General features: G+C 58.6%; 19 protein-coding genes and 1 pseudogene. 8 read left to right on the top strand and 12 right to left on the bottom strand.

Annotation, left to right across the window (positions count from 1 at the left end):
• Window positions 1–25: 25 nt before the first annotated feature.
• Window positions 26–586, top strand: a complete 561-nt coding sequence (locus tag soil367_RS11905) for a zinc ribbon-containing protein (protein ID WP_136549303.1) — start codon at window positions 26–28, stop codon at window positions 584–586.
• A 22-nt stretch (window positions 587–608) separates the two neighbouring features.
• Here soil367_RS11905 and lnt read toward each other — a convergent pair whose 3' ends face one another.
• From lnt to soil367_RS11875, 6 genes and pseudogenes are all read right to left on the bottom strand, one after another.
• Window positions 609–2,138: an apolipoprotein N-acyltransferase gene (gene lnt / locus soil367_RS11900; protein WP_136549302.1), complete on the bottom strand. Its 1,530-nt coding sequence runs from the start codon at window positions 2,136–2,138 to the stop codon at window positions 609–611.
• Window positions 2,131–2,973, bottom strand: a complete 843-nt coding sequence (locus tag soil367_RS11895) for a CorC family transporter (protein WP_136549301.1) — start codon at window positions 2,971–2,973, stop codon at window positions 2,131–2,133. Before soil367_RS11895 ends, lnt begins: the two co-directional genes overlap by 8 nt.
• Window positions 2,970–3,449 (bottom strand): rRNA maturation RNase YbeY, encoded by a 480-nt coding sequence (gene ybeY / locus soil367_RS11890; RefSeq protein ID WP_136549300.1) that lies wholly within the window; start codon window positions 3,447–3,449, stop codon window positions 2,970–2,972. The genes soil367_RS11895 and ybeY overlap by 4 nt, the downstream gene beginning before the upstream one ends.
• Window positions 3,446–4,453, bottom strand: coding sequence for a PhoH family protein (locus tag soil367_RS11885; RefSeq protein WP_136549299.1), 1,008 nt, complete (start codon window positions 4,451–4,453; stop codon window positions 3,446–3,448). Before soil367_RS11885 ends, ybeY begins: the two co-directional genes overlap by 4 nt.
• A gap of 328 nt (window positions 4,454–4,781) precedes the next feature.
• Window positions 4,782–6,104, bottom strand: a pseudogene (gene miaB, locus soil367_RS11880) (tRNA (N6-isopentenyl adenosine(37)-C2)-methylthiotransferase MiaB); the annotation flags it as partial.
• A 217-nt stretch (window positions 6,105–6,321) separates the two neighbouring features.
• Window positions 6,322–7,347, bottom strand: a complete 1,026-nt coding sequence (locus soil367_RS11875; protein ID WP_136549298.1) for a nucleoid-associated protein — start codon at window positions 7,345–7,347, stop codon at window positions 6,322–6,324.
• A 117-nt stretch (window positions 7,348–7,464) separates the two neighbouring features.
• On the opposite strand from soil367_RS11875, the gene soil367_RS11870 reads away from it, so the two are divergent.
• Window positions 7,465–9,237 (top strand): SulP family inorganic anion transporter, encoded by a 1,773-nt coding sequence (locus soil367_RS11870; protein ID WP_216642710.1) that lies wholly within the window; start codon window positions 7,465–7,467, stop codon window positions 9,235–9,237.
• A gap of 78 nt (window positions 9,238–9,315) precedes the next feature.
• Here soil367_RS11870 and cysN read toward each other — a convergent pair whose 3' ends face one another.
• The 6 genes from cysN to gatC form a co-directional block, all read right to left on the bottom strand.
• Window positions 9,316–10,944, bottom strand: a complete 1,629-nt coding sequence (cysN, locus tag soil367_RS11865) for a sulfate adenylyltransferase subunit CysN (protein WP_136549297.1) — start codon at window positions 10,942–10,944, stop codon at window positions 9,316–9,318.
• Window positions 10,945–11,043: 99 nt separating this feature from the next.
• Window positions 11,044–11,952 (bottom strand): sulfate adenylyltransferase subunit CysD, encoded by a 909-nt coding sequence (cysD, locus tag soil367_RS11860; protein WP_136549296.1) that lies wholly within the window; start codon window positions 11,950–11,952, stop codon window positions 11,044–11,046.
• 305 nt (window positions 11,953–12,257) lie between these two features.
• Window positions 12,258–12,686: a PilZ domain-containing protein gene (locus soil367_RS11855; RefSeq protein WP_172962335.1), complete on the bottom strand. Its 429-nt coding sequence runs from the start codon at window positions 12,684–12,686 to the stop codon at window positions 12,258–12,260.
• A 231-nt stretch (window positions 12,687–12,917) separates the two neighbouring features.
• Complete coding sequence (gatB, locus tag soil367_RS11850) at window positions 12,918–14,363, bottom strand: Asp-tRNA(Asn)/Glu-tRNA(Gln) amidotransferase subunit GatB (RefSeq protein WP_136549294.1); 1,446 nt, start codon at window positions 14,361–14,363, stop codon at window positions 12,918–12,920.
• 20 nt (window positions 14,364–14,383) lie between these two features.
• Window positions 14,384–15,838: an Asp-tRNA(Asn)/Glu-tRNA(Gln) amidotransferase subunit GatA gene (gatA, locus tag soil367_RS11845; RefSeq protein ID WP_136549293.1), complete on the bottom strand. Its 1,455-nt coding sequence runs from the start codon at window positions 15,836–15,838 to the stop codon at window positions 14,384–14,386.
• A 71-nt stretch (window positions 15,839–15,909) separates the two neighbouring features.
• Window positions 15,910–16,197: an Asp-tRNA(Asn)/Glu-tRNA(Gln) amidotransferase subunit GatC gene (gene gatC / locus soil367_RS11840; RefSeq protein WP_136549292.1), complete on the bottom strand. Its 288-nt coding sequence runs from the start codon at window positions 16,195–16,197 to the stop codon at window positions 15,910–15,912.
• A gap of 375 nt (window positions 16,198–16,572) precedes the next feature.
• Here gatC and soil367_RS11835 point away from each other — a divergent pair, with 375 nt between their 5' ends.
• From soil367_RS11835 to soil367_RS11810, 6 genes are all read left to right on the top strand, one after another.
• Complete coding sequence (locus soil367_RS11835) at window positions 16,573–17,616, top strand: rod shape-determining protein (RefSeq protein ID WP_136549291.1); 1,044 nt, start codon at window positions 16,573–16,575, stop codon at window positions 17,614–17,616.
• A gap of 292 nt (window positions 17,617–17,908) precedes the next feature.
• Window positions 17,909–18,769 (top strand): rod shape-determining protein MreC, encoded by an 861-nt coding sequence (mreC, locus tag soil367_RS11830; protein WP_172962412.1) that lies wholly within the window; start codon window positions 17,909–17,911, stop codon window positions 18,767–18,769.
• Window positions 18,769–19,245, top strand: coding sequence for a rod shape-determining protein MreD (gene mreD / locus soil367_RS11825; protein WP_136550601.1), 477 nt, complete (start codon window positions 18,769–18,771; stop codon window positions 19,243–19,245). The genes mreC and mreD overlap by 1 nt, the downstream gene beginning before the upstream one ends.
• Window positions 19,246–19,249: 4 nt before the next feature.
• On the top strand, window positions 19,250–19,882 hold the full coding sequence (locus soil367_RS11820; RefSeq protein ID WP_246065270.1) for a Maf family protein: 633 nt from the start codon (window positions 19,250–19,252) through the stop codon (window positions 19,880–19,882).
• On the top strand, window positions 19,879–21,369 hold the full coding sequence (rng, locus tag soil367_RS11815) for a ribonuclease G (RefSeq protein WP_136549289.1): 1,491 nt from the start codon (window positions 19,879–19,881) through the stop codon (window positions 21,367–21,369). Before soil367_RS11820 ends, rng begins: the two co-directional genes overlap by 4 nt.
• A gap of 105 nt (window positions 21,370–21,474) precedes the next feature.
• A complete protein-coding gene (locus soil367_RS11810; protein WP_136549288.1) occupies window positions 21,475–25,539 on the top strand; it encodes a YhdP family phospholipid transporter in 4,065 nt (1,354 codons plus the stop codon).
• Window positions 25,540–25,570: the final 31 nt, after the last annotated feature.

The following is a 25,570-nucleotide window of genomic DNA, read 5'->3' as shown; positions in this document are numbered from 1 at the left end:
TCAATTAACAACAGGGAATTGCATCATGGACAACCAGGAACGGAAAAACCTGAGACCGGAAGCGGTGCAGGCGTATGACCGGATGCTGGGCCGCATCGAGAGACGCCTCGCTGATACCGAAAATCGTACTTGGGATGGGCTAAAAACCGAGATTGACGAAGCGGTCGAGTTTGAAGAAGGTATTGAGCGGCTCAGCAAAGATGAAGCGAGCCTCCTCGGCGCCTACTTGCGGCGCGATCTTGGCCATCTGGTCCAGTTCGTGAACGAAACGGGGGAGGGGGTCGGCGATTGGCTGAGGCTGGACCTAAGCCTTGTGGAGCACCAGTTACTCGAGCTGCTCCTGAGCATTGCCGACAAAACCCAGGTTGATTCTCTGGAGCTGGAGCAACGGATCAGCCACAGCCCGGGGCAGTACATGAGCGGCGAAATCGCAACGGCTGGTGTACTCAGGTGCCTGGAGTGCGAGCACACCCTCTGCCTGACTGAGACGACCCACCTGGAACCGTGTCACCATTGCGAGTCCCACTATTTTGAACGCGTCACAGGGCGATGGCCGGCAACGCCTGAAATAGAGGATGTACAGTGACGGGGTGTCTCGGGTTGAAAAGCTAACCTGTCCTGGATTTGCGCTTGAGCCACTTGGCAGCGCCCAGGATTAACCCAAGCAGAACCAATACAGGCCAGGACTGCCAGCGCATGAAGGGTGTCGCGCCTTTCACCGGATAGAGTTCTCCACTCAGCACGGCTACCTCGAACCGGGGTGCCGACTGAAGCACCTGACCGTGCTCGTCGATCAATGCGGTGACACCGTTGTTGGTGCCCCGCAAGACGAATCGGCTGGTCTCGAGTGCCCGCATGCGCGCCAGCTGCAAATGCTGCAAGGGTGCAATGGAATTGCCAAACCAGGCATCGTTGGACACCGTCACAAGGTAGTCCGTGCCCCGACTGCCGGCAGCCACAAAGTCGGGGTACGCAATCTCATAACAAATAAACGCGTTCACCGAGCGCCCGCCGATGCTGAGTAGCGCCTGCTCAGCAGGGCCGGGAGAAAAGCTCGACATGGGCAGGTCGAAAAAACCTATCAACCCCCTCAACCAGACCTCAAGCGGCACATACTCGCCAAAAGGCACCAGTTTCTGTTTGTGATAGAAGCCGTCGCCGTCGCCTATAACGGTCATGCTGTTATGGAAGGTTTCCCGTTGGAGTTCTTCAGAATAACCAAACCAGGGTATACCAGTAAGCAGGGTCGTCCCGTGCTCGGCGGCCTTCTCCTCGATTCTGTCAACGATCGGGCCGGCGTCGGGACTGGGCACAGGAATCGCTGTCTCCGGCCAGAGGATAAGGTCCCGGTCCCAGTATCCTTCCGTCATGGTGAGATACTGCACGAGCTGATCCCGCAGGTGCGCGGGCTCCCACTTTATCTGCTGGGGGATATTGCCCTGCATGGCCGCGAAGGAAATGGGGCGTGGCTCCCGCTCCGTCCAGTTCAGGCTCCCAAGCGGCCAGGCAGTCAGCCATGGCAGGACAGCCAGACACAGGAGAACGGCCGGCTCCTTCGAACCTGAGCGCTGCCGATAAGCGACAAAGGCTCCGTAGAGCAACGTCGCACTGGCGGCCAGGAGCAAAGTGACCCCATGGACACCGATCACGGGCGCCCAGGGCGCCAGCGGACCATCCACCTGACTAGTCCCCAGGTACAGCCAGGGGAAACCGGTAAAAAGAAAGCCGCGAACCCAGTCGGTCAGAACCCAAACGGCGGGAAAAAGCCAGAGCCGCGTAGCAGCTGAGGAGGTCAGTTTGCCCCACAGCCAGAACCCGAGTGCGGGAAAGAGGGCAAGGCCTGCAACGAATACCAGGGTAAGTGCGGCAGCGACGGGCACCGAGGTCATGCCATAGTCATGAATGCTGACGTAGACCCAGGAAGTACCGCTACCGAACAACCCGAGACCGACTAGCCAGCCGTCCCGGAACAGCTTCTCTGATGCCGTGCGCTTGGTCAGGTGAAGCACCGCCAGGAGCGATACCAGTCCTAACGGCCAGAGGTAAAAGGGAGAAAAGCTGAGAGTCTGTGCAGCGCCTGCAAGTATCAGCGCCAAGTTGTGTACCAGCGCGGGCAGCGCCCGCGGTCTGTCAGGCATCCCTGCTGACCTGGACCAGCCTTATCGAACGGTTGTCGGCGTTTAGCACCGTGACGTGAAAGTCATCCAGGGTGGTGCTCTCGCCCCGCCGTGGCAGACGCCCAAACTGTTTGAGCAGGAGCCCACCCACAGTGTCGAACTCTTCCTCGTCAAGGTCGCAGGAGAAGAATTCGTTGAAGTCTTCCACCGGGGTCAGCGCCTTGACCGCAAAGGTGCCGTCAGCGCGCTGCTTGATGTGCGATTCTTCGTCGAAGTCATGCTCGTCCTCGATTTCGCCAACGATCTGCTCCAGAACATCTTCAATCGTGACCAGTCCTGCCACACCGCCATACTCGTCGACCACTATGGCCATGTGGTTGCGGGTTTCCTTGAATTCCTTGAGCAGCTGGTTGAGCCGCTTGCTCTCGGGCACAAAAGTAGGCGGCCGGGAAATCTCCCGAAGACTGTCTTTCTTGAGGCTGTTGTTCAAGGCCAGAGGGAGTAAGTCCTTGGCGAGCAATACGCCGATGACTTCGTCGGAGGAGTCGCCGATGACGGGAAAGCGGGAGTGCGCCGAATCAATAATTTCCGGCAGGTATTCTTCAGGTTCGGAGTCGGCCTTGACGGTGACCATCTGCGAGCGTGGAATCATGATCTCATCAACGCGCATGTCAGTGACCTGCATCGCGCCTTCGATGATACTCATGGCATCGGCATCAATGATCCGTTGGTGCTCTGCTTCGCGCAGAATTTCCAGGATATCCTGGACCGTTTCCGGTTCGTTGGAAAATGCTTGGGATATCCGCTCCAGCCAGGACTTGCCGCCCTGACCGTTACTCGAGTGACCGTCGTTCATGAATGTGTTTCCGCTTCCTCGTCCGGATAGGGTGCCTGGAACCCGAAATTTGTCACCAGCTGAGTCTCCAGCTGTTCCATGACCTCTGCTTCCCGGGGATCAATGTGGTCAAAACCCTGTAGGTGAAGCATGCCATGGATGACCATATGTGCCCAGTGAGCTGTAGGGTTTTTTTGCTGCTCGCGCGCTTCACGCTCGACTACGCCTGCGCAGATAACCAGGTCACCCAACAGGTCGATGGGGACCCCAGGCGGCGCCTCGAAAGGAAACGACAGGACATTGGTCGGCCCGGATTTACCGCGATAGCTTTCGTTCAGGTCCGCACTCTCCGCTTCATCAACGATTCGCACGGTTACTTCGGCCTGGTCTGAGGTGTCGTTTCGGTGGGCGGAGGTCGCCCATTCCGCCAGCTGCTCGTCTGTCGGAAGGTTTTGCGCTGTGGAAGCGTGCTGTATGTCTACGTTAAGTTTACTCACAGCTCGCTTTCACCAAAAGCATCATAGGCTTCAACAATCCGTTGAACCAGCGGGTGCCGGACCACATCGCTGGCGCCAAAGTGGGTAAAGCTGATGCCGGTAACTTTGTCGAGGACGTCAATGGCATGCTGGAGGCCGGAATTCTGGCCGCGCGGAAGGTCGACCTGGGTAATGTCGCCAGTGACCACAGCCGTTGAGCCAAACCCGATCCGTGTCAGAAACATCTTCATCTGCTCCCGGGTCGTGTTCTGGCTTTCGTCCAGAATGATAAAAGCGTTGTTGAGTGTCCGCCCACGCATAAAGGCGAGCGGCGCGATCTCAATCACACTTTTTTCGATGAGTTTGGTCACGTAGTCGAAGCCCAGCATTTCGTAAAGCGCGTCGTACAGCGGTCGAAGGTAGGGGTCGACCTTCTGGGCCAGGTCACCCGGGAGGAAGCCCAGTTTCTCCCCAGCCTCCACGGCCGGACGCACCAGCATGATGCGCTTGACCTCTTCATTTTTGAGAGCCTCCACAGCACAGGCGACGGCGAGCCAGGTTTTGCCTGTTCCGGCTGGACCGACACCGAAGTTGATGTCGTGGGTGCGAATGCTGTGGACATACTTGAGCTGGTTTGCACCGCGTGGCCGGGCCTGAAGCTTGGGCGTTTTTATGACGATGGAGTGGCCGCTGTACTTGGCCGCTTCAGGCACGCGCTCAAAGCCGGACTCCCGAATGAACAGATGCACGATGTCTGGACTCAGAGAGTCAGTTGCCTCGGTTTCACGATAGAGGTGGCGTAGCACTTCGGTGGCCGCTGCGGTCGCTTCGGCATCGCCGCTCACCCGAAAGTGATTGCCGCGGTAACCGATGCGCACCCCCATCCGTCGTTCGATATGCTTGAAATGCTCGTCGAACTGGCCGGATAGTGCAGCCAGACGATCGGGCTCTGACGGCTGCAGGTGAAATTCGCGCTGTTCCTGGTCGGCCGTAGTGGTGGCGGTAGCGTCAGGTCTATTGCTCAAAAGGGCCTCGGTTTCGTTGTGGGCAGGCGGAAGGTCGTTCAGTGCTAGTGCACTGTTTGGTTAATTCGCTGACTTAATGAGGCCCTGAGGATCTGGATGGCAAGGCGCGGCGGCGGAGGTGTGGTGGTTCCACATCGAGTCGCCGCAACGCCGCTAGCCAGATTCTCAGGGCCTCCCTTCGGGCGAGCTTCTGAAGGCTTTGGATCTGCGTTGCTGCTCTTTGACATGGAACCACCATGCCTGCAGACCAGCGCCTTGCCCAAAGCCTTCAGAAGCTCGCAGTAAGCCAGCGAATTAATCAAACAGTGCACTAGTAAAGAATGCCGTCGACCAGTTCGCCGCGGAGCGAATTGGGCAGGGCGCTGGTGATTCGCACATCGACAAACTGGCCAATGACTCCGGCAATATCGGTCCTGAAATTGACCACCCGATTATTTTCCGTGCGGCCCTGGTGTTCGCCGGGGTCCTTGCGGGAGAGGCCGGTTACGAGGATACGCTGGACCGACCCGACCATACGCCGGGATATTTCCTGGGCGTGCTGGTTGATCCGGTTCTGCAGAATTGCCAGCCGCTCCTTCTTGAGATCCATCGACGTGTCATCGGGAAGATCGGCGGCAGGAGTACCGGGCCGGGCGCTGTATATGAAGCTGAAGGACACGTCGAAGCCGATCTCCTCGATCAGTTTCATGGTCGCTTCGAAATCCTTCTCGGTCTCGCCGGGAAAACCGATGATAAAGTCGGATGAAATACTGATGTCCGGGCGCAGTTTGCGGAGACGACGAATCTTGGACTTGTATTCCAGCGCCGTATGCCCGCGCTTCATCATGCTCAGAATCCGGTCTGAACCGCTTTGCACCGGCAGATGCAGGTGGCTGACCAGCTCCGGTACTTCCGCGTAGACATCGATCAGGGCGTCGGAGAATTCCACCGGGTGCGAGGTGGTATAACGGATCCGGTCTATGCCTTCGATCGCGGCCACCAGGGTGACCAGCTCAGCCATGTCCATGGTGTCGCCATCGTGCGTCTCGCCCTGATACGCGTTGACGTTCTGGCCCAGCAGGTTGACTTCGCGTACCCCCTGCGCTGCCAGATGCGCGATTTCTGCAAGCACATCGTCGACGGGACGGCTGACTTCTTCACCCCGGGTGTAAGGTACAACACAGAAAGTACAGTACTTGCTGCAGCCTTCCATGATGGATACAAACGCGGAGGGGCCGTCGGCGCCGGGGCTGGGCAGGTTGTCGAATTTTTCGATCTCGGGGAAGCTGACATCAACAACGCCCACGCCGCCCGTCCCGGCTTTGATGATCATTTCCGGCAGGCGGTGGAGGGTTTGGGGCCCGAATACCATGTCGACGTAGGGTGCCCTGTCGATAATGGCCTGGCCCTCCTGGCTGGCAACGCATCCGCCGACGCCAATGACCAGGCCCGGCTTGGCCTGCTTCAGTGATTTCCAGCGACCGAGCTGGTGAAAGACCTTCTCCTGTGCCTTCTCGCGAATCGAGCAGGTGTTGAGCAACAGGATGTCGGCATCTTCGGCGGAGTCGGTAAGTTCCACTTTCTGCCCGTCCATAAGCAGATCCGCCATGCGCGAGGAATCGTACTCATTCATTTGGCAGCCGTGGGTTTTGATGAAAAGCTTCTTCGCCATCGTAGTCATTGCGTACTCGGTCTGGAAATAAGTGAAGCCCGGACAGGACACTAGCACTGCCGTGTGGTGGAACGTCGGGATCAATCGCGGGCAGGTGCGCTTCTGTCCTGAAGCGGCGCATTATACCGGGTTCAATAGGCCCGGTTAAACCAGGGTGTGGTTAAATTTCGACCAGCCAAAGATCGCTGCTTCGCGCTGTGCCGGCCGACTGTGGCCCTCAGGTATTGTCTTCCTGGCCCCGTTCCAGGTAACGGTCCAGTTGCTCACGCAGCGCTTTCGGCACTTTTGTGATGGTTAACTGGCCCTGGTTGCGGTCGTAATAGACGGCCTGATTCATCAGGTCAGAAGAGAAAGACACGCTGAGGCCGTTGCCGGTTCCCGATATCCGTACCAGTTTGCGAACTTTCCGTTGGTCGGGGTGCAGGACCGTCTGCGCCGGCAGGGACTGAGCCTGGCTGACGAACTCAGTGAAGCGTTCGGGGTTTTCCTCGTCCAGGTATCCCGACAGCGCTTCCAGTGGCACAGGCTCGCCGGCCGCTCCCTGATCCTTGCAGAATTCGTACGCCCGGGTCCGAACGGCCTGTGCTTTGCCCGCGTCGCCTTCCCGTGCAAAGGCTTCTACGGCGTCCAGGAAAGTCTGGGTTTCCTTGTCGACATCGACACTGCTTTCAAAGCCTGCAAGCTGGGCGAAACGCTCGCCCAGATCCCCGGTGCCGCGTGCCTGCACGAGGGTAATGTAATTCTGGGCCGGTTCGGCAGCGAGCCAGTCGTCCACCTCGATGCGCGCGGCCAGATTGAGTCGGGAGAGGCTCAGGGTTTCGCCCTGGTCGAGGGAAAGTCGATTGTCCAGGAACAGGCTGGCGTCCGTTTCCAGGCCCCAGATGTATAATACCTGCCCTTCGGCGAGTTGCTCATGGGCGATGGCAATCGCGCCCTGGTAGTCCAGGTCGACAGTGCCCAGCAGTTCTCCCCACTGTGCCAGCAGCTTATCCGTCAGGCTTTCGAAGCTCTGCTTTTCTTCGAGATAGTCTTTGAGCCAGGCCTGGACCGGTGCATCACCCAGGTCAGTCGAAAAACGGCCGTACCGCTTTCCGGGCTTGGCGTTGAAAACCCGCTTGAGCTGCTTGTGCATGCCCTCGTAGTCTCCGCCGGGCTCGCGCAGGGTCGGACCTGCTTTGGTCGTGACGGGCTGCTCAGGCCCGCCCTGGCTGGCGTAGAGAATGCGAAAGTAGTGCAGGGCCATAGTTACTCCAGCAGTGAAGTTCAAAGACTGGGCGAGAATAACCGAACCGCGGGGGGAATTCAGTAGCCTGTGGTACGCTCTTGCAGGATAGGCCGATACTCAAGGTGAGCCCAACCGGTGAAAGTGTCCCGTCGACAACGCTCGTTCTTCCCCGCTGTAGCAGAGATTCGGCAATACTCACGCCAGAATCTGCCCGATGACCTGGTCGCGGGCCTGATGACCGCCGTGCTACTGATTCCCCAGGCCCTGGCCTATGCGGCATTGGCCGGGCTGCCAGTGGAGGTGGGGCTCTACGCCAGCATTCTGCCGCCGGTCGTATACGCATTGATGGGGACCAGTCGAACCCTTTCCATCGGTCCGGTGGCGCTTTCTGCACTGCTTGTTGCCAACGCTCTGTCGGGTACGGCAGAGCTCCCGGGTAGCCCGGCCTACGTGGCTGATGCGCTCTTGCTTGCCGCCTTATCGGGATTGATCTTTCTGGCCATGGCGCTCCTGCGGCTCGACGTTCTGGTCAATTTCATCGGCCACCCGGTGCTCTCCGGCTTTACCACTGCCGCTGCCATTCTCATTATCATTGGCCAGATACCCAGCCTCGTCGGTGTGGACGTGGCCGCGGCGGGCTCCGGGCTGGATAAGGTCGCTGCTACTGCGGAACACCTGTTCGAGCTCCACTTGAAGACTACCCTGGTAGGGCTGGCGAGCCTGGCGCTTTTGCTGCTTTTGCGAACGCCGCTAGTCACCGCCCTGGAGCGGCTGGGCCTGAGCAATAAGCTTGCGGGTCTGGCCAGCCGCACGGGGCCACTAGTCGTCATCGTTGTTCTGACGGTGTTGGTGGCGAACTTTAATCTCGACCGGGAAGGCGTGGCGATTGTCGGGGCCGTACCCGCTGGTCTGCCCATACCAAGCCTGGACTTTCTGCGACTGGAGCGCATTTCGGCGCTTCTCCCATCGGCGTTTATTATCAGTCTGATCGGCTATGTCGGCAGTATTTCGGTAGCGAAAAGTCTGGCCCATCGGCGACGCGAGCGTGTCGATAACAACCAGGAACTGGTGGCTCTCGGCTTCTCGAACATTGCCGCGTCTCTGAGTGGCAGCATGCCCGTTGCGGGCGGCTTCAGCCGCTCATCCGTGAACTTTGCCGCTGGTGCGCAAACTCAGCTTTCAGCTGTTATTGGGTCGATTCTGGTTGCGGCCGCGGCCCTCTACTTTACACCGCTGTTTTACTACCTGCCCAAGGCAGCGCTGGCGGCAACCATCGTGGTCTCCGTGCTGTCGTTGCTCGACTGGAAAGCCGCTAGGGACGCCTGGCATTACGACAGGGCCGACGGAACAGCCTGGGTCATGACCTTTCTCGGAGTGCTCGCGGTCAATATCGAAGTTGGCCTGCTTGCGGGTGTGCTGGTGGGGCTGGGCTCGTTTATCTGGCGTAGCAGTCGCCCACACATGGCCATCGTTGGCCGGGTGCCGGGAACGGAGCATTTCCGGAACGTCCAGCGCCACGGGGTTCAGACCTGGCCGAACCTTATGTTGCTACGGGTCGATCGCAGCCTTTTCTTTGCCAACATAAATTACGTGGGCGACGAAGTGGCGCGGGTCGCGTCCGAGCAGTCGGAGCTGGAACACCTGGTCATCATCTGCAGCGCGGTCAATACCATAGATCACAGCGCACTGGAGGCGCTGGAGCTTATGGCGCTCAACCTGCGCGAAGCCGGAATCACCCTGCACCTCGCTGAAGTGAAAGGACCGGTCATGGACCGGCTGAAGCATACGGACTTTGAAGAGCAACTGGCGCCAGGGCGGATATTCCTGAGCACGGATGGCGCCGTGCACGCCCTGACCAGCTTCGTGGCATCCAATACGCTGGAGGATGAAACCGAACAGAGCGGGTGACGTCCGGGCCATTACCGCAGAACGGAGCAGCTTCCGTTGCTCTGCCCGGTAACGGCCCTTTGCTCAGACGATCGGTCTCTACAGCGACGTCAGCGCGCCCGCGATGTCGCTTTCACTGTTGGCTGTGAGCACGGTGTCAGGTTCTACAGCAGCAAGCTCTGTTGCAAGCACCACAAAACCCTGGGCTTTGAGGATACCGGCAAGCCGCCCCCGTTCTTCAGCATCAGCCGTGTTCTCATTGTTGAGTACGACCAGGGTATTACCGCGATCAAATAATCGGCGCTCGGCGGCGGCTTGCAACTGTAGCGCCGCATCACCGCGGAACTCGACAATGCGGGCATCCTGGTCAAGCCGTTGTTTTCGTTCTGCTGCGGTAACCGGCTCCAGCGACTCGGCGTCGCCGTCTACGGGTTCAACAATCATGCCGGCACCGACTGTCACGTTGGTTAAACGGTCGATAATGATAAACGCGCCGGTGGAGCCTTTATCCGGATAGCGGTCAAAAGCAATGGGCTGATTCAGGGCGATATCGCAGAGGCCGATCTCATTGAGTGTCAGCTGGTCTGTGGTCTGCTTCTCAAGGGTGTTGACGTCAATGCGGTGGTGGACGCGGCGAACGGAGCCGGACACGAATTTGCTGGCCTGCTTGATAGAGTAGAGGCGCCCTGGCTCGAGGGACGATTCGTTCATCCACACAACATGGGCTAGAAAGCGGTTGTTGACGTGGGGGAGGTCCCCCGTCTTGACCAGCATGTCACCCCGGCTGATATCGATCTCGTCGTTGAGCGTCAGCGTTACGGCCTGGTCGATATGCGCTTCGTCGAGCTCGCCGTCAAATGTAACGATCGACTTGACGGTACTGGTCTTGTGGGATGGCAGCGCTACGATGGTGTCGCCTTTGCGCACGACGCCGCTGGAAATGGTGCCGCAGAACCCGCGGAAGTCCAGGTTGGGGCGACTGACGTACTGAACCGGGAAGCGGAAGTGCTCCAGGTCCTTATCCTTGGCGATCTGCACTGATTCCATGATTTCCATCAGCGTCTGGCCGCCGAACCAGGACATGTTCCCGCCGCGATGAACCACATTGTCGCCTTCCAGCGCAGACATTGGCACGAAGCGGACGTCTTCCAGGTTCAGGCCGCCGCAGAACTTCAGGTAATCGTCACGGATCTCGTTGAATCGAGACTCGCTATACTCAACAAGATCCATCTTGTTAATAGCGACGACCACGTGCTTGATACCGAGCAGCGAGGCAATGAACGAGTGTCGCTTGGTCTGGGTCATCACGCCCTGGCGAGCATCGACCAGAATGATGGCCATTTGCGCAGTAGAGGCGCCGGTAGCCATGTTCCGGGTGTACTGCTCGTGCCCCGGCGTGTCGGCAATGATGAACTTGCGCTTGTCGGTGGAAAAGTAGCGATAGGCCACATCGATGGTGATGCCCTGTTCCCGCTCAGCTTGCAGGCCGTCCACGAGCAGCGCCAGATCGAGTCTCTCGCCTGTGGTGCCTACCTTGGCGCTATCAGTCTGTAGCGCCGCCAGGTGGTCTTCGTAGATCATTTTGGTGTCGTGGAGCAGGCGGCCAATCAGGGTGCTCTTGCCGTCGTCGACGCTGCCGCAAGTCAGAAGGCGCAGCAGTTCCTTCTGTTCGTGCTGCTGGAGGTAGCTGTTGATGTCTTCGCTGATCAGTGCTGACTGGTGGGACATGGACCCTTCCTCGGAACCGGGGGCAACTGCCGGGGCGGTTCTTCAATCAATAAAACGGTAGTGTTCGGGAAAACGATGATGCACAGGCATCGCCGAACCCTAGAAGTAACCTTCGCGCTTTTTCTGCTCCATCGACCCGGCGGAATCGTGGTCGATCACCCGCCCCTGGCGTTCTGAGCTCGTGGCGAGCAGCATTTCCTGGATAATGTCCGGCAGGGTGTCGGCCTCCGACTCCACGGCGCCCGTCAGGGGATAGCAGCCCAATGTCCGGAAGCGCACAGACCGCATCTCCGGCTTTTCGCCCGGCGCGAGCGGCATGCGATCGTCGTCAACCATAATAAGTGTGCCGTCGCGCTCAACGACCGGCCGCTTGGCAGAGTAATAGAGCGGAACGATCTCGATGTTCTCCAGATGGATGTACTGCCAGATGTCCAACTCGGTCCAGTTCGAAAGTGGGAACACCCGAATGCTCTCACCTTTGTTGATCTTGCCGTTGTAGATATTCCAGAGTTCCGGCCGTTGGTTCTTCGGGTCCCAGCGGTGATACCGATCGCGAAACGAATACACCCGCTCTTTTGCCCGGGATTTTTCTTCATCCCGCCGGGCGCCACCGAAGGCCGCATCAAAACCGTATTTGTCCAGCGCCTGCTTCAGTGCCTGGGTTTTCATGACATCGGTGTGCGTTGCGCTGCCATGGCTGAACGGGCCAATGCCCTGAGCCACGCCGTCCTGATTGGTGTGGACGATCAACTCCATGCCGTACTTTTTTACCTGGGCGTCGCGAAAGCGGATCATCTCCTGGAACTTCCAGGTGGTATCAACGTGCATTAGCGGGAACGGAAGTTTCGCCGGGTAGAAAGCCTTGCGCGCCAGGTGCAGCATGACTGAAGAGTCTTTGCCGATGGAATACAGCATTACCGGATTATCGAACTCCGCGGCAACCTCGCGGATGATATGGATACTCTCAGCTTCAAGCTGCTTGAGGTGGGTCATGCTATAGGTGGTCATACAGGCTACCACTGGTCGAATCTCAAATAGATCAGCGGGGCAGGTGCCTGGCCCACTGCAATCGGAGCGCCACTATAACAAAACGATTAAAGCTATAAGAAGGGTTTGGCTTAGAGTTTTGGCTTATATCAATATGCCGCATGACTGCGGCGCATACTCATGGTTACCGGATTTATAGGACGGGTGGGATAGAGAAAAGGAGGCGGTCAGCAAGCATTGACCCGGCGACTTCAATAGAAGTTCTGGTGACACCTGTGGAAAATGGACACTCGATCATGCCTTCGAAGGGCCGTTGGAGGGCTGGCTTAGCTACCGGGCCGGTGAAGTTTCCGGTCGATGTACTGGTCAATGCAGTCCTGCCCGCTATCATCGAACGACACAAAGCTCATGCCAAGGTGAAAGATGTCACGGGAAATACGACGCAGGTAGACCACGTCACAAAGTGCGCCGATCTGCACTTTCTGCACAGCCAGCACGGGAACCTCAAACTGAACCTTTACCCGTACGGACTGCCGGGGCCCAATTACAGCACCGCCTGGCAGAAGGGTTTTGACCATATCGGGTGTGCAAACCGCCATCACACCTGCGCGCGAGAGGTTCGTGAGCTGACATTTAAGGCGGGATGCTTCACCACCGGTCTCTTCACAGGATGAGATGGTCGCATCAAACTGTGTGCTGACACGGTGATAATGGCGCAGATTGGGACGCCCTGCGGGCTTTACCTCGGTATCCACTGGGGCTGTTCTGCCTGTGTTTGAGATGACTCTGTTTGCATTCGACATAGCGATCAGCTTGTGTCCACCAGGGTTTAGCGCAGCATTATGTCGATTTGCGCCGGTTGTCAGCATACAGCCATGAGTGTAGGCCCGTTTTCGCCGATGCTCAAGTGCGACGCCCAGGCAGGTCTGTCCTTAAACCCGACAGGCCAGTCGCCGTCCTAACGCGGTTTCCCTGGGAAAGTGCTCTTAAGCGTCCAGTTTCCGGGCCAGCAGCTCGTTAACCTGGGCCGGATTGGCTTTGCCCCTGGATGCTTTCATGACCTGGCCGACGAAGTAGCCCAACATCTTGGGTCGCCGGTCCTCTGGCGCCGCCCGGTAGTTTTCCACCTGCTGTGCTGAGTTGGCGAGAACCTCATCAATAATTCCTTCGATGGCCCCAGTGTCCGTGACCTGCTTCAGTCCCTGCTTGTCAATGATGTTGTCGGCGCTGCCTTCGCCATTCCACATGCGCTCGAACACTTCTTTGGCGATCTTGCCGGAAATTGTGTTGTCTTTTATGCGCAGAATGAGCTGGCCCAGGTCTTCAGATGCGACAGGGGACTGACCTATCGCGAGCTCGTTCTGATTCAGGAAGCGGGACAGTTCGCCCATAACCCAGTTTGCGGCGAGTTTGGGGTCGCCCGACACTCCGGCGACGGCCTCGAAATAGTCCGCCAGTGGGCGTGATTGAGAGAGGACGCCCGCGTCGTAATCAGACAGCTCGTGTTCACGCTTGAAACGCTCGCGTTTCTGGTCCGGCAACTCCGGCAGCTCCCGGCGCAGTTGTTCGATCAGCTCCTCCGTGACCACCACCGGCAACAGATCAGGGTCAGGGAAGTAACGGTAGTCGTTGGCGAATTCCTTGCTCCGCATGGAGCGGGTCTCGTTCTTCTCTGGATCGTACAGGCGGGTCTCCTGGACGATGCGGCCACCGTCTTCGAGAATTTCAATCTGGCGCTGAATCTCGCTGTTGATGGCCTTCTCGACAAAGCGGAACGAGTTGACGTTCTTGGTTTCTGTGCGGGTGCCAAGCTCCGTCTGACCCTTGGGCCGAACCGAGACATTACAGTCACAGCGCATGGAGCCCTGGGACATGTCGCCGTCTGACACACCGAGGTAGGTGACGATCGCGTGCAACTTGCGCAGGAAAGCCACAGCCTCCTCGGCGCTGCGCATGTCTGGCTCCGATACGATCTCAAGCAGCGGCGTACCCGCCCGGTTGAGATCGATTCCAGTCATGCCGTGGAAATCCTCGTGCAGGGACTTTCCGGCATCCTCTTCAAGGTGAGCGTGGTGCAGGCCAACCGTTCGCGATTCGCCGCTTTCAAGCTCGATGTGTATCTTCCCGGGTCCGACGATCGGGTGGTACATCTGGCTGATCTGGTAGCCCTTTGGCAGGTCCGGATAGAAATAGTTCTTACGATCAAACACCGAGCGGCGCGCAATCTCGGCGTCTACTGCGAGGCCGAACTGAATCGCCATACGGACGACACCTTCGTTCAGAACCGGCAGCATTCCTGGCATGGCCAGATCAACCGCTGAGGCCTGGCTGTTAGGCTCGGCGCCAAAGGCGATGCTCGAACCCGAGAAAATCTTCGACTGGGTGGCAAGCTGAACGTGCACTTCCAACCCGATGACGGCTTCCCATTGCATAGTGTGCTCTCCTTAAGGGATCAGTCCAGGTTGGCGGGTGTGCGCTGGTGCCAGTCGGTGGCTTGCTGGAACTGGTGGGCAACGTTCAGCAGCTTGTCTTCGCTGAAATAGTCGCCGACCAGCTGCAGCCCCACCGGCAGGCCCTCAATTGCGCCGCCGGGCAAGGAGATAGCAGGCAGGCCCGCGAGGTTGACCGAAATGGTGTAGAGGTCTTCCAGGTACATGGTCACCGGATCCTTTGATTTTGAACCCAGGGGGAAGGCAGCGGAAGGCGCAGTCGGGCTGGCAATGACGTCGACCTCTTCAAAAGCCTTGACGTAATCCTGCTGAATCAGATTGCGTACTTTCTGGGCTTTCAGGTAATAGGCGTCGAAGAATCCCGCCGACAGCGCGTAGGTACCGATCAGTATGCGGCGCCTGACCTCGGGGCCGAAACCCTCGGCGCGCGAGCGCGTATACAGGTCTTCCAGGCTCTCAGGTGCGTCGCACCGGTGGCCGTAACGCACCCCGTCGAACCGGGAAAGGTTGGTTGAAGCCTCTGCCGGAGCAATAACGTAGTAGGCAGGGATCGCCAGGTCAGTGTGGGGTAGTCGAATGTTCTTTACTGTGGCGCCCAGCTTTTCAAGCTCAGCGATTGCCCGGGTAATGGCGTCGCCCATTGTACTATCGAGTTTGTCACTGAAGTATTCTTCAGGCAGCCCGATACGCAGCCCCTTGAGCGGCTCGCCCAGGGTCGCGGTATAGTCTGGAACGGTCCGATCGATGCTGGTGGAGTCCCGAGGGTCAAATCCGGCCAGCACGTTCATCATCAGCGCAGCATCTTCGGCGTTCTGGGCAATCGGCCCGGCCTGATCCAGGCTGGATGCAAACGCGACCATGCCGTAGCGGGAGATACGGCCGTACGTCGGCTTGAGCCCGGTCAGGCCGCAGAATGCGGCAGGCTGACGGATGGATCCGCCAGTGTCCGTGCCGGTCGCAATAGGCGCCAGTCGAGCCGCGACTGCTGCGGCAGAGCCACCGGATGATCCACCGGGAACGCGGTTCTCGCCCCAGGGGTTTCTCACGGCCCCGAAATAGCTGTTCTCGTTGGACGAACCCATCGCAAACTCGTCCATATTTGTTTTGCCCAGACAGACGGCCCCTGCATCGCGCAGCTTTTCAGCCACCGTGCTGTCGTAGGGGGGCACGAAATTTTCCAGCATGCGTGAGCCGCAAGTGGTCTTTATTCCGCGCGTGCAGAACAGGTCCTTGTGCGCAAAGGGGATGCCGGTCCATTGCCGGGCTTCGCCGGCGGCCCGTCGCTGATCAGCTGCTTCGGCATCGGCCAGGGCCTGAGTTTCACAAACTGTAATAAAACTGTTGTACGTGCCGTCCCGTTCCCGGATGCGAGCCAGGAAGTGCCTGGTCAGCTCGACGCTGGAATATTCGCCAGCGGCGAGTCCGCGTGCAAGCTCGGCTACAGATTTTAGATGCATGGCAGGTCGGTCTCTTGCTGTTCCGTATGAAGTACAGTGATGCTGTCAGCGCCAAGGCGAGCCGCCCCGGTTTACTCGATGACCCGGGGTACCAGGTAGAGGCCGTTTTCGGTAGCGGGCGCGACAGCCTGGAAAGCGGCGCGTTGATCGGCCTCGGTTACCCTGTCAGGCCGTAAGCGCTGAACGGCGTCGAGCGGATGGGCCATCGCCTCTACCGCGTCGGTATCCGCCGCCTGAAGCTGGTCCACGAGGCCGATGATGCCCTCCAACTCAGGTTGAAGTGCCTCGACTTCCGCCGGGGTTACGCGTATACGGGCCAGAAAGGCTATTTTCTCGATGTCATCTTTCGAGAGCGCCACAGGGGCCTCCTTTTACGGTTGCGTGCTCGAGCCGGTTCGCCATGGCCGTCACTGTCACGGCCGGGAGCTCGGGATGGGTTCCAGGGCTGGGACAGGAAGAACACTGCCGATGCCCTTTTAAAGCGGGTTGAACAATGGGAATTCAAGCCGGCAATGTTACCAGATCTGGCTTTTCACGCCAGCGCTGCAGCTTTTCTGGCGCCTTGCCTGGCTGCGGTGCCACTGATAAAGTTGCGGCATTCCGGCAGGCTGCTATTTTTGAACAACTATCTCTGGCGTTTACGCCCAAGAGTTTACGCAGAATCCCGGTGGAAGCGCTTCCGTTCGCTTCCTGCTATGGCTAACCCACTGTTCGTTTCAGGCTGACTATTACCGATGCTCATCAAAAGAATTCGAGGTCTTTTTTCCGGCGACCTTTCCATCGACCTGGGTACCGCCAATACCCTCATTTACGTTCGCGGCCGCGGTATCGTCCTGAATGAGCCGTCGGTGGTTGCCATACGTGTTAGCAACTCCCAGAAAAGTGTCGCCGCCGTCGGCGCAGAAGCCAAGCGGATGCTGGGGCGAACGCCCGGTAACATCACCGCGATCCGGCCCATGAAAGATGGTGTGATCGCCGATTTTATCGTCACTGAAAAAATGCTTCAGCACTTCATCCACAAAGTGCACGAGAACAGTTTCATCACACCCAGCCCGCGTGTGCTGGTCTGTGTACCCAGTAAGTCAACCCAGGTCGAACGCAAGGCGATCCGTGAATCGGCGATGGGCGCCGGTGCCCGTGAGGTCTTCCTTATCGAGGAACCCATGGCTGCGGCGATCGGCGCGGGACTGCCCGTAGAGGAAGCCAGCGGCTCCATGGTGGTCGATATCGGAGGCGGCACCACCGAGATCGCAATTATCTCCCTGAACGGCATTGTTTATGCCGAGTCAGTCCGAACCGGTGGCGATAAGTTTGACGAGGCCATCGTCAACTACGTGCGCAGGAATTATGGCAGCCTGATTGGCGATAGTACTGCTGAGAGAATCAAGCACGAGATAGGCTGTGCCTTCGAAGGGCTTGAGCTACGCGAAATCGACGTGCGCGGGCGCAACCTGGCCGAGGGGGTCCCGAGGGCGTTTACACTGAACAGCGAAGAAATTCTGGAAGCGCTGCAGGAGTCACTGGCCCAGATCGTACAGACGGTCAAGAGCGCGCTGGAGCAGTCACCGCCGGAGCTGGCTTCGGACATTGCCGAGCGCGGCATCGTGCTGACGGGTGGCGGGGCATTGCTGCGCGGTCTGGACGAGCTGATCAGCGCGGAAACCGGGCTGCCGGTTATCGTCGCAGAAGATCCGCTGACCTGTGTTGCTCGCGGTGGTGGTAAGGCACTTGAGGTCATCGACAGCGGCGGCATTGGTTTGTTTTCAAACGAAGGCTGAGGTACGCAGGGCGCACTCTCTGCGTTCGCTTCTGGCAAATTGCGGGCGGCCTCGGGTGTCCGGGGCAGAACTTGAGCCCCGCAGGGATTTTTTGCCGCCAGGATGTTGCCCCGTATTCTCATGAGCGCTCATGCTGCTCAATGGTAGATCCCGAGGCTGACACTTTTGTGTCAGCCTTGTTGTTTCAGGCGCCCGGAACGCTTCCATACGAACCGGGCGCCAATCGCTAATGGGTTCGGCCGGCCCCGAGGTGTGGGGCAATCCGCATGGTCAGCTGAAGGGAGACTGAACCATCAAGAACATTTTCGTCCAGGGACCCTACCTCAGTGTTCGTTTGCTTCTCGTTGCCGCGCTGGCCTTGGCGCTTATCATTGCTGATAGCCAGTTTGGTCAGCTGGACCGCCTGCGCAGCTGGATGGGTACGGGCGTCGCTCCCATTGTGTGGCTGGGCAACGTGCCGGGTCGCATCGGCGCCTGGAGCGAAGACCTGGTTACCGGCCGTGGCGTTCTCAAGGAGCGAAACGATTCGCTGAACTCCCGCTTACTGGTGCTGGAACGGCGCGCGCAGAAATATGCAGCGTTGGCGGCTGAAAACAGCCGCTTGCGGGAGCTGCTCAATGCGTCCGCACGCGTTGACGATACTGTCGTAGTGGCGGATGTCATCGGCGTGACGCCGGATCCGTTTTCCCACGAGATCATTATCGATAAAGGCAGCCGTGACGGTATATCTATCGGTCAGGCTGTGCTCGACGCAGAAGGGCTGATGGGGCAGGTTGTCCAGGTCAACGAATTTACCGCCCGGGTACTTCTCATATCCGACAGCAGTCATGCAGTCCCTGTTCAGGTTAACCGTAACGGTACCCGCGCCAACCTTCTTGGTACGGGCGACCCGGATGTCCTCGAACTGGTCCATGTACCTGAAACATCGGATATACGCGTGGGCGATCTGCTGGTGAGCTCAGGTCTGGGTGGCGTTTTCCCCAAGGGCTATCCTGTTGCCCGGGTGACCGAAGTTTCCCATGACCCTGGCGAGCCATTCTCAGACGTTGAAGCGGAGCCGATGGCTCAACTGAACCGCAGCCAGATGGTACTCGTGGTCTTCAAGGAAGGTGCAGGTAGTGGAATGGCCCCCGCAACGGAGGTATCGGAGTGATGTTTTCGTCGGTGAGCTATCCTACCTTTCTCCTTAGCGTGATTCTGGCGCTGGTCGGCAGTGTGGCGCTGTTTCCCCAGCCCTGGCTCATCTGGCGCCCTGAGTGGATCGGTCTGCTGGTCTTCTATTGGGTTTTCCGGGCTCCGCATCACTTTGGTATTTTTTTCGCGGCTGTGATGGGTCTGGTGCTGGACGTGATCGAGTCTGCAACACTGGGCGTCAATATGCTCGCCATGGCCGTCGTTGCGTTCCTGGTGCTGACTACTCATCAGAGACTGCGAATGTTTCCGTTACCCCAGCAGTGTCTGATGGTCTTTCTCCTTCTGGGCATCAACCAGATGCTGGTTCACTTCATCAAACAGGTACTTGGCGATACACAGAGTGGTTTCGCTTATCTTTGGCCGGCGCTGACCAGTGCGGTTGCCTGGCCGCTGGTTTCTCTGGTATTCGATACGCTTAATCGCAAATTGAGGTGATCAGATGGCTGCAAGCCCGCTGCGTCCGCTGGTGTTGGCTTCGGCTTCGCCCCGTCGTAAAGAACTTCTGCAACAGATAGGCCTGCCCTTCACGGTTCAGCCGGTCGACATCGATGAGACGCCGCTCCCATCGGAAGACCCGGCCCACTATGTTGAGCGCCTTGCCCGGGCTAAAGCGGAAAAAGGCAGCGATCTGTGTCAGAACCCGGAGGCACTGGTACTGGGGTCTGACACGACCGTCGTCCATGATGGCAATATTCTGGGCAAGCCGGCGAACAGGGCGGAAGGCCTGGCGATGCTCAGGCGTTTGTCCGGCAGTGCCCACAAAGTCATGACCGCGGTTGCGCTGGCAGGTCAGTACGGGTGCTACGCGCGCCTGGCCATTACAGAAGTTCATTTCCGGCCGATTGCCGAAGAAGAACTGCTCTCGTACTGGAATACCGGTGAACCCGCGGACAAGGCCGGCGGCTATGGCATCCAGGGGCGTGCAGCTGTGTTTGTTACAGCGCTCTATGGCAGCTATAGCGCCGTTGTAGGTTTACCGCTTCAGGAAACGGCTGAATTGCTGAGTGAGGCAGGGCAGCCTGTCTGGCTTAGCTGGATGAATACAGACACTGCAGGAAGCGGCAATCGATGACCGAAGAAATTCTGATAAACGTAACTCCCGTTGAAACCCGGGTTGCCCTGGTCGAGAACGGCATGTTGCAGGAAGCCCATATAGAGCGCACCAGTCGCAAAGGCATTGTCGGAAACATCTACAAGGGCCGTGTAGTGCGAGTGCTGCCGGGCATGGAAGCGGCGTTTGTCGATATCGGACTCGAGCGAGCGGCGTTTATTCACGCCTCCGACGTCGTTTCCGTAGCGCTTGCTGATGAAAACGGTGAGCCGGTAAAAGATGCGCCCAAGGTGATCCCTGATATTCGCTCGCTTTTGCGAGAAGGCCAATCGCTGGTGGTACAGGTCACCAAAGACCCGATCGGGACCAAAGGCGCCCGACTCACCACCCAGCTCTCGATCCCGTCCCGTTATCTGGTCTTCATGCCCTATGTGAGCCATGTTGGTGTTTCCCAGCGAATCGAAGATGAAGCCGAGCGGGATCGCCTGCGTGGACTGATTGAGGAATGTGGCGCCACACTCGACCTCAGTCGCGGTGGCTATATCGTACGAACTGCTGCGGAAGGGGCAGGGCGGGACGAGTTTATCGCGGATATGACCTACCTGAACCGCCTGAGCAAGTCGATGCTTGAACGCACCGACAAAGTTGAGGCACCCGCCATTATTTACCAGGATCTGCCCCTGTTCCTGCGCACGGTGCGGGACCTGATTCGTTCCCAGACCGAAAAGGTCAGGATCGACTCCCGTGAAAGCTATCAGCGGGTGATGGCTTTCGTCGAAGAGTTTGTCCACGAGATGGGCGATAAGATTGAGTACTACCCCGGCGAGCGACCTCTGTTTGATCTCTACAGCGTTGAGGAAGAGATTCAGCGGGCGCTAAGCCGCAAGGTTCAACTGAAGTCCGGTGGCTACGTGATTATCGACCAGACGGAGGCGATGACCACGATTGACATCAATACCGGCGCTTTTGTCGGTCATCGCAATCTCGAAGAGACAATTTTCAAGACCAATCTGGAAGCGGCGCGCGCCATCAGTCGGCAGCTAAGGCTGCGGAACCTCGGTGGTATCATCATCATTGACTTTATCGACATGGAAGACCTCGAGCACCAGCGCCAGGTCCTGCGCATGCTTGAGAAGATGCTCGAACGTGATCATGCCCGCACCAAGATAACCGGTGTGTCGGAGCTGGGCCTGGTCGAGATGACCCGCAAACGGACGACTGAGAGTCTGGGGCAGGTGCTGTGCGAAGCCTGTCCGATCTGTGAGGGGCGGGGCTTCCTGAAAACGCCTGAGACCGTCTGTTATGAGATTTTTCGTGAGATCCTGCGGATCAACCGAGCCTATGAGGCAGAGAATTATCTGGTCATGGCCTCCCAGGCGGTGATAGACCGATTACTCGATGAAGAATCTGACAACGTGGCCGACCTGGAAACCTTTATTGGGAAGACCATCAAGTTTCAGGTGGAACTCCTCTATAGTCAGGAAAACTATGACGTCGTACTGCTCTAGAAAGTCGTATTCAACATGGAAGGATGCTCTGGTAATTCAGCCCGGCGGTACGGCGCTTTGTGACCGATGCCAGTCGTTGAATGAGCTTGCCCGGGAATATTGACTATGAGTGCTGCTGAGCCCGTGAAACGCTATGGGCCTCTACGCTGGATGATCCGCATTGCCGGCGCTGTTCTTCTGCTGGCGCTTGTTGTCACTGCGCTCTATGTGGGCGCCGGGCGCTACCTGATAACCCAGGTGGGCGTATACGAAGCCGATGTAGAAGCTCTCCTGACCGAGCGGCTTGGGCGGAATGTCGAGATAGATGATCTGTCCGGTGATTGGGTCGGGTTTGACCCGGTGATCGTCGTTGACGGGCTCGCGGTGGGCGAACCGGGTGCTCCGGACGCCAGTCTCCAACGACTGCGTATTCGTCTGGCCACCGTTTCTTCGCTCATGCGGGGCCGGCTGGTGTTCAGTGAATTCTCCGCGAATCATGCTGATATCACGATGACCCAGGACACCGAAGGCGGCGTCGGCCTGGCCGGGCTCTGGCAGCCGCCCGCCGAAGAGGCGCAGGGCCTGGAACTGCTGGAGGCCGCTGCGGAGGACTTCGACCACAGCTTTTCTGACTGGGTCAGGGGGCTTGGCCGGATACTGGCGGACCCTGTTGTACACGTCTCCGACCTGCGGGTGCGCGTTCAGACCCCGGGTGCGAATGAGCAGCGCTACCAGATTCCATCCATTGAGCTGTCGTTCCAGCAAGGCGTGTTCTCCGCCGCTGGTCGGTTAATCGGGGTGGACACCGCTGAGACCGTTGCCTGGTTTACCCTTGAAGGCAAACATTTCTTTCGCGGCGGGTTCGACGGTACGGTCTTTCTGGATATTCGCTCAGAACGCCTTTTTGACGCGTTTCTGAGCAGGTATGAATGGTTCGAGATTGGCCTGGAGGGGCTCGATTTACGCACATCCACTTGGCTGACGTTTGAAAATGGCCAGGTCTCCCGTCTATTGTCCCGTCTCGAAACGCCTTACCTGCAACTCCGCTCTGCGAGTGAGACCCTGTCTCCCATCGAAGACCTTGATGTAACGCTGACCGCAAGACGGCTGGACGCGCCGTGCGCCGAGCCGAACCCCTGCAATCCCGCCTGGGAGCTTCAGGCACACAACCTCCGGTACCGATGGCTTGACGAGCAGGTCGGGCCATTGAACATGAGCTGGGAAAACGATGCTGATAGTTGGCGCCTGGCAATAGATACGGTCCCGCTGGATAACGTAGTCAGATTTATCCGGGCACTGGAAGTGATGCCGGACTGGGCTTCCCAGTACCTCCACGGCTACCGGCCCCGCGGCGAACTTCGTCAGATGGTGTTTGAGTATCCTCAATCGGGTGAGTACCGGTTGACCGCGGCTCTGCGACAAGCTGCTGTGGACGCGGCATGGGGCGCGCCAGTCGTTGAAGGGCTGGATGGCTGGGTAGAACATAGTCCCAACGGCGGCCGTGTCAGGTACGACTCCCGTAATACGGTGTTTGGCTTCCCCGACCTTTTTGCGGCAGCCTGGCCGTTCCAGCGCCTCAGCGGCGAAGTGACCTGGAGATGGCAGAACCCCGGCTGGCGGGTCAGCGGCGACGACCTCCGGTTCCAGTACCGCGAGGATGTTTTCCTGAACGGCGGTTTCGACTTGTTATTGTCCCCCGTCGAGACCAACACCCTGGGCCTTCAGGTCGGTATTTCCGGCGCGAACCATGAGCAGATCGCTCAGTTTGTGCCCGTCGGGGCTGTAGGCGAGCCTTTGTACGACTGGCTGACCGGCGCAATCAAGGAGGGCGAGATCCCCTGGGGCTGGTATTACGGCTCAGGCCCGATCCAGCAGACCGCACCCAGTGGCTCGACGGTGTCCGGAGCGCCAACTGACGATCGCGCAGAAACAGAAACAGAAACAGAAACAGAAACAGAAACAGAAACAGAAACTGAAGCTCAAACGAAAGTCGGTCAGGGTCGGTTCACCTCGGCCATGGTGTTCGACTTCGATGATGTAGTGTTCCGTTATGCCGAAAACTGGCCGGAACTTGGAAATGGGGCCGGGCAGTTCCGGTTCCATGGGGGCGAAGGTTGGGTCGACCTTGATCGGGCCAGCGTAGGGGGTATTACCCTGCAGCCGTCCCGGATTCAGGTGGACACCCTCGGCGAGGAGACCCGTGTTGACATTGATCTGAAGGCGCCGGTTACCGGGCAGGACCTGAACTACTGGCTGGAAAAAAGTCCGTTGGGGGAGCTGATGGGAAACCCCGGGGATACGGTGCAGGTAGACGGAACGGCCGATCTCGCGTTGAAGGTCAGTGTCTACCCGACCGCCGGCAGCGAAACGGCAACCGAAGTCGATCTTATACTGAGCGCTGCCGGGCTTGAAATCGAGCATCTGGCATCCGGGCTGGAGTGGACTGACCTGTTCGGCGAAGTCCGGTATAGCACCCGGTCGGGTCTCGCCGCCAACGGTCTGCAGGGGCAGTTCATGGGGCGGGATGCACACTTTGAACTCTCCGGCGGTGTCGGCGGCGCATCGGTCCAGGTGCATCAATGGGGGCATGCAGCCGTTGATGCAATCGCCCGACGCTGGCTGAAAGAGCCTCTGCCATGGGTCACAGGAGAATTTGACTATGACCTTCGCGCCAGTTTCGGCGGCGGCACCGAAAATGCGCCGGAAAGCCCCATTGTCGGCTTTCGGATAGCGCTGGACCAAGTTGCGGTGGATTTTCCGGCGCCGCTCGGCAAGGCCGCCGGAACGCCGGGTGTTCTCCATGGGAACCTGGTCGTGGAGGCTGGCGAGAGAATGCGACTGCACGGGGCTCTGCTAAACGGCCCCCAACCCCAGCAACTGGGGTACCAGGCCCTCTGGGTAAATGGAGAACTCGACGCAGCGAGCATCCGCTTGGGCAGCGAGTCAGCAGAGCTCGTCGAGGCAACGTACTTCGTAGGGGGCGAGATCGCACAGCTGGATCTGGACCAGTGGTCCGGCAAGCTACAGAATCTTGGTGGGGGAGGCGAGGATGCTGCTGCTGGCGACGCTCTGGCGGGCCTCAGTCTGCCAGTAAAGCTAGACTTGGTAGCGCAGCAGTTAGCCATTGGCGGGATCGAACTTGGGCGGGTTGCACTTGCTGCGACGAATGCGGGTGGCGGTTGGCAGGTCGAGGCTCAGGGCAAACAGCTCTCAGGAACCGCTCTTTTTCCGCAGTCTGGCCCTTATCAGATAGAGCTTGACCACTTTGCCTTGCCGGTACGGCAAGGTGAGCAGGACGCCACGCCCGACCTGGCACCAGAACAGGCACGACTGTACCCCGATGTTGACGTAAGCATCCAGGAGCTTTGGCTGGGCGATAACAATTACGGCCGCTGGCGTTTCCGGCTGAGATCCAGCCAGGAATCGCTTGACCTGCGCGACCTCGAGGCTGAAACCGGCAGTCTTATTTTCAGTGGCAACATGTCTTGGCAATTCGGCGACAGGGGTCCGGGCAGGACACGGCTGATCGGTGATCTCAAAGGTGGCAGCATTCGGGATCTCAATGCATGGGTGCAAGGTGGAGTCCCGTTGGTGAGTGATTCCACGAATGCCCATGTGGACCTTAACTGGCCGGGAAGTCCACAAAAGTTCGATCTGAGCGGCGCCGAAGGTGATCTCGCGCTCAGCCTGGAGGATGGTCGCATACTCGATCAGAACAATGCGGCGCAGGTATTTCGTGTCTTCGGCGTGCTCAACGCCGACACCCTCATGCGCAGGCTCCGGCTGGACTTCTCCGACCTTTACAAGCCGGGCGTCAGTTTTGAAGCGCTAAGTGGAACGGCGGTGATCGACAATGGCGTTCTAACGCTGGATCCGGAGCTTCAGCTGGCTGGCCCTTCAGGGGCATTCAGGCTGACTGGGCAGACACATCTGATCGACGAAAGCCTCGACATGAGACTGGTAGTTGTTCTGCCTTTGACCCAGAATTTGCCAATGGCGGCGCTGCTACTGGGCGCGGCGGCTCCGGTCGGTGGTGCGCTATTCATAATCGACAAATTGTTGGGCGACCCGCTAAGCAAGCTGACGAGTGCGACCTATGACGTTTCCGGAAGCTGGAAACAGCCCCAGATCAAGCTCAGGAGCATCTTTGATACGGGTTCGCCTGGTACAAGGAACAAGGTTCCCGACTAGCGCGTTGACGGCCCGGATACTTGAGGAGATA

Source organism: Hydrocarboniclastica marina (assembly GCF_004851605.1).
In the GTDB taxonomy this organism is placed as follows: domain Bacteria; phylum Pseudomonadota; class Gammaproteobacteria; order Pseudomonadales; family Oleiphilaceae; genus Hydrocarboniclastica; species Hydrocarboniclastica marina.
This window is presented reverse-complemented; position numbering and strand designations above follow the sequence as displayed.